General features: G+C 33.2%; 5 protein-coding genes. 4 read left to right on the top strand and 1 reads right to left on the bottom strand.

Annotated elements, in window-relative coordinates; genetic code table 11:
- From RSB60_RS10750 to RSB60_RS10735, 4 genes are all read left to right on the top strand, one after another.
- Nucleotides 1–993: helicase-related protein (locus RSB60_RS10750; RefSeq protein ID WP_332616280.1), on the top strand; the 993-nt coding region annotated here is incomplete at its 5' end.
- 12 nt (nucleotides 994–1,005) lie between these two features.
- Nucleotides 1,006–1,683, top strand: coding sequence for a ribonuclease III (gene rnc / locus RSB60_RS10745; RefSeq protein ID WP_323380532.1), 678 nt, complete (start codon nucleotides 1,006–1,008; stop codon nucleotides 1,681–1,683).
- Nucleotides 1,683–2,693, top strand: a complete 1,011-nt coding sequence (locus tag RSB60_RS10740) for an aldose epimerase family protein (protein WP_332616278.1) — start codon at nucleotides 1,683–1,685, stop codon at nucleotides 2,691–2,693. The genes rnc and RSB60_RS10740 overlap by 1 nt, the downstream gene beginning before the upstream one ends.
- Nucleotides 2,694–2,705: 12 nt before the next feature.
- Complete coding sequence (locus RSB60_RS10735; RefSeq protein ID WP_332616276.1) at nucleotides 2,706–3,977, top strand: galactokinase; 1,272 nt, start codon at nucleotides 2,706–2,708, stop codon at nucleotides 3,975–3,977.
- Nucleotides 3,978–4,004: 27 nt separating this feature from the next.
- Here RSB60_RS10735 and RSB60_RS10730 read toward each other — a convergent pair whose 3' ends face one another.
- Nucleotides 4,005–5,027: a LacI family DNA-binding transcriptional regulator gene (locus RSB60_RS10730; protein WP_332475755.1), complete on the bottom strand. Its 1,023-nt coding sequence runs from the start codon at nucleotides 5,025–5,027 to the stop codon at nucleotides 4,005–4,007.
- Nucleotides 5,028–5,210: the final 183 nt, after the last annotated feature.

The following is a 5,210-nucleotide window of genomic DNA, read 5'->3' as shown; positions in this document are numbered from 1 at the left end:
GATATTTTAGAGCGATTAAAAAATGGTGAGATTGATATCCTTGTGGGAACTCATTCATTGATTCAGCCTGATGTTGAATTTAAACAATTAGGATTTGTGGTTGCCGATGAGCAACATCGGTTTGGAGTTGAACAACGACGCAAACTCATTGAAAAAGGAGATAAAGTAGATTTTCTACTAATGACAGCAACACCTATTCCAAGAACACTTGCAAATACACTCTATGGAGATATGGATATTACTACAATTGAAACTATGCCAGCAGGACGAAAAGAAGTGAAAACAGTTCTAGTACAAGAGAATAGTTTTCGCCATGTTTTAGATGAGGTGGTAAGCAAAATAGAGGAAGGAAGACAAGTGTATGTTGTCTGCAGTGCAATTGAAGAAAGTGAAAGCATTAATGTTAGAAATGTATTAACCATTTATGACAATTTAAAAAAAGCATTTAAGGGAATTGCAAAAGTGGGTGTCCTACATGGCAAAATGAGTAGTGAAGAAAAAGAAGAAATTATGAGAGAATTTGATAAAAATGAAATTCAAATTTTAGTTTCTACAACAGTAATTGAAGTTGGTGTAAATGTTGTGAACGCAACACTAATGATTATTTATGATGCCCATCGTTTTGGATTGAGTCAACTCCATCAATTGCGTGGACGTGTTCAACGTGGCTCTGAACAAGGGATATGTTATTTGCTTACAGATAGTCAAGATGAGAATAGTTTAGAACGATTACGTGTTTTAGTAAACACGAATAATGGTTTTGAAATTTCTGCCGAAGACTTACGTTTGCGAGGACCTGGTGATATACTAGGAACTAGACAGAGTGGGTTACCTGCCTTTTTATTGGGTAATTTGGTAGAGGACACAAAAATAATCGAAACAACTAAAAAAGACTGTTTAGAAATTCTTCAACATGCTGAAGAAAAAGAAAATAGTCAACTCATTCAAAAAATAGTGCAACTTAATATGAATGCGCTTACAACAATGGATTAGGAGGAAAAGAAAATGACAGTTATCGAATGGCTTGAACAAAGAAATATTATTATTCGAAATATGGATTTAATTAATCAAGCTTTTATGCACTCTTCATATGTGAATGAACATCGAAGCAAGCATGATAATGAAAGACTTGAATTTATGGGTGATGCGGTACTTCAATTGTGGATTTCTGATAAGATATTTAGAATTGAACCACCGTTAGATGAAGGACATATGACTACTTTACGCGCTCAACTTGTTTGTGAGAAAGCTTTGGCGATTTATGCAAAAGAGTTAAAATTAAATGACTTTTTATTATTAGGTTCTGGTGAAGAAAAATCAGGTGGAAGAGAAAGAGATTCAATTGTATCAGATATGTTTGAAGCTTTTTTAGGCGCTTTATACATGGATAGTGGCATGGAAACAATTGATAATATTCTTGATGAAGTGATTACACCACGACTTCAAGACCCAAATCAAGTAATCGTGATGGATTATAAAACAAAGCTACAGGAGTTTGTTCAATCTGACACACGTAAAACAGTTACATATGAAGTTGTACGCGTTACTGGACCATCAAATAATCCAAAATTTGATATTCAAGTTAAATTGGATGAAATAGTTTTGGGAAGAGGTAGTGGGAATAGTAAGAAGAAGGCAGAGCAAATGGCTGCGAAAGATGCTTTTGAAAAGATGGTGAAATAATGGAGATTAAATCATTTGGAAAAACAAACGAAGGAATTGATGCCTTACTATATACAATTGAAAATGATGCGATAAAAATTTCGGTATGTAATTATGGAGCAACACTAGTATCACTAGTTTTAAAGCATAAAGAAATTGATGTGGTGCAAGGATTTACTTGTGTTCAAGGCTATCAAAATGAAGTTCAATATATGGGACAAACTATTGGAAGAGTTTGTAATCGTATTGGTAATGGAGTTTTTACATTGAATGATGTGGAATACCATGTACCAAAGAATAATAATGGAAATTCTTTACATGGCGGAGATCATGGATTCGACCAAAAAATTTGGTCAGTGGATGTTCAAGGGGATAAAATTATTTGTACATACTTAAGCCCAGATGGTGAAGAGGGATATCCAGGCAATTGTAATGTTACTGTTGCGTATACATTATTAGATGATGGAATACGCTTTGAGTATGAAGGAACAACCGACAAAGACACATTATTCAATATAACAAATCACTCTTTCTTTAATCTAGATGGCCCGATAAGCGAATCAGTATTGGATCATAAAGTTAAAATCAATGCGAATTATTTTGCTGGTGTGGATGAAAATGGATGTACACACGATGATATTTATCAAGTGAAAGATACAGCTTTTGATTTCTTGGAATTTAAGACAATTGGTCGCGATATAAATAATGACGAAATTCAATTAAAAAATGGTAATGGATATGATCATCATTTTTTGGTTTTTGGGGAAGGTTTTAGAAAATTTGCCGTATGCCAAGGAAAAAATGTAGAGATGACGATATTCTCTGATTGTCCAGGAGTTCATTTGTATTCAGCTAACTTTTTGGATGGGACTTCTATTCATGGTAAAGAAGGCGGAAAATTTCCGTGCCGAAGCTCAATATGTTTTGAAACACAATATTATCCCAATGCAATACAAACAGAATCATTTGAAAAACCAATCTTAAGAAAAGGTGAGGTTTATCATCATAAAACAGAATTTAGATTTCTATAGTGGAGGAAAGTTATGAAAATTAGCGAAATTAAAACTAGACTATTTCAAGGAGAATTTGATGAACAATTAAAAATGATTAATTGTCGTGAAGACATTCAATCAGAGAAAGAACGATATGGACAATTACTTGACCAGGCTCTTGAAAAGTTTTCTGATGTGGATGCACATCTAATTTGTGCACCAGGTAGAACTGAAGTAGGTGGAAATCATACTGATCATCAACAAGGTCGTGTTCTTGCGGCTAGTGTAAATATGGATATTGCAACGGTTGTTGTTGCAAATGCCGATACTTGTGAATATTATGCGGATGGATTTGAAGTAGCGCCTGTTAAAGTGACGGAATTAGATATTATCGATAATGAAAAGTTCACTTCTGAGTCTTTGATTCGTGGGACATTAGCACGTTTTAAAGAATTAGGGTACAACATTGGCGGATTCAAGGCAGTTAGTCATAGTAATGTTTTAAAAGGTTCAGGAATTTCTTCAAGTGCAGCATTTGAAGTATTAGTGGGAACTATTTTATCTGAACTGTATAATGATGGAAAAATTGATCATGTTAAAATCGCAAAGATTGGTCAATATGCAGAAAATAATTACTTCATGAAACCATGTGGATTGTTAGATCAAATGGCATGTTCTGTAGGTGGATTTGTAACTATCGATTTTAAAGATAAACAAAATCCAGTTGTTGAACAAGTAAAATTTGATTTTGCACACTCTGATTATGCTCTATGTTTAGTTGATACTAAAGGTGATCATGCCGATCTTTCAGATGAATATGGATTAATGCCAAAGGAAATGAAAGAAGTTGCTCGCGCACTAGGAAAAGAAATTCTTTCACAATGTACGAAAGAAGAATTTATGCAAAATATTGCAATGATTCGTGAAACATGTTCAGACCGTGCATTATTACGTGCGATACATTTTTTCAATGAAACAGATCGCGTTTTAGATCAAGTAAAAGCATTAAAAGAAAATGATATGGAAACATGTAAAAAACTTATTATTGAATCAGGATATTCTTCATACATGTATCTACAAAATGTGTATACAACAAAAGATATTAGTCATCAAAATTTATCTTTAGCACTAGCTGTATCAGAACAACTATTGAAAGACAAAGGTGCTTATAGAGTACATGGTGGGGGACTTGCAGGTACAATTCAAGCCTTTGTTCCTAAAGAAATGTTAGAAGAGTATCGCAAACAAATGGATGCGATTTATGGAGATGGCTCATGCTTCGTATTATCGATTCGTCCAGTTGGAGGATATCAAATCATATAAAAATAAAACTCACTGCAAAGTGAGTTTTTACATCCAAGATAATGATGATTTAGGTTTACCACATGATTGGCGAATAATGAGTTCACAAGGAACCATCGACATCATTGGGTAAATCTTCTTTTGTTTTAAGAACATGGCGAGAAATTGTGCACTGAATTCTCCCATTTTTTCTGATGGAACATTAATTGTTGTAAGTGGTGGATTAGCATAAGCAGATGTTGGATCGTTATTGAAACCAATCAGTGAAATGTCATCGGGTACATTTAATCCAGCATCACTTAATGCATTCAAAGCACCAAAAGCAATTGGATCATTTGCACAAAATACAGCGGTAGGTAATTTAGGTTGAGATAGCAATGATTTCATCATCTTATAACCAGATTCAGTAGTGAATTCTTCCTCGCGAATATAACGCAAATATTCGACATTGTATTGTGAACAATATTTTTCAAAATAAAATTTTCGTTGGTCGCGGTATTGTAATCCGTCAGTAGTATATTCAATACCACCAAGGAAAGCAATCCTACGATGTCCTAAAGAAATTAGATACTCAACTGCATCTTTCATTGCGTTTTGAACATCCATGACAATTGTGTTTACATAAATTTTGTCCATAAACATGTCGATAAAAATAATTTTATCAGTTATTTTTCGAAACTCAGCTATTTCAGTTTTACTAAATTTACCAATACAAATAATGCCATCCATACCTTCAAGTTTTGTAAAATATTGTGCATCATTTCTAAATGATCGAACAATTTCTATGTTGTTATTGTGAAGAGTTGATTCAACACCTACACGTATTGAATGGTAGAATGGATCAGTTAATTCTTTTTCATTTGTATACCATTGAACGATTCCAACACGTTGTCGAGTATAGTTGTTTTTCATTTTAATATCTTTTTTTATGTATCCCATTTTTTCAACTGTTTCAAATACTTTCTTCTTTGTACTTTCAGGTACATTTAGTGATGGGTCATAATTTAAGACTCTTGATACTGTTGAAATTGATACATTTGCAGCTTTTGCAACATCACGAATTGTGGCCATAAAACATTTCTCCCTTGAATATTTTCAATTTATCGTAAAAAAAGAGGATTGTCAATTCGTTTAGTAAACATATTGAATAATTTTAATATTGGTAGTATGGAAAGTGCCTTTATATAGGCGTTTATCAATGGTGTTGTAAAAATATTAAAAATAGTTTTACTAAACATCACAAAGTTCACACAA

The sequence above is a fragment of the Anaerorhabdus sp. genome, assembly GCF_036657415.1.
Taxonomy (GTDB): Bacteria; Bacillota_I; Bacilli_A; order Erysipelotrichales; family Erysipelotrichaceae; genus Anaerorhabdus.
The sequence above is the reverse complement of the archived record's forward strand: the minus strand, read 5'-3'. Positions and strand labels throughout refer to the sequence as shown.

Bases quoted from the DNA above. Each gene is read 5' to 3' on its own strand.
- rnc (WP_323380532.1), top strand. From the start codon at position 1,006: ATGACAGTTATCGAATGGCTTGAACAAAGAAATATTATTATTCGAAAT.
- RSB60_RS10740 (WP_332616278.1), top strand. From the start codon at position 1,683: ATGGAGATTAAATCATTTGGAAAAACAAACGAAGGAATTGATGCCTTA.
- RSB60_RS10735 (WP_332616276.1), top strand. From the start codon at position 2,706: ATGAAAATTAGCGAAATTAAAACTAGACTATTTCAAGGAGAATTTGAT.
- RSB60_RS10730 (WP_332475755.1), bottom strand. From the start codon at position 5,027: ATGGCCACAATTCGTGATGTTGCAAAAGCTGCAAATGTATCAATTTCA.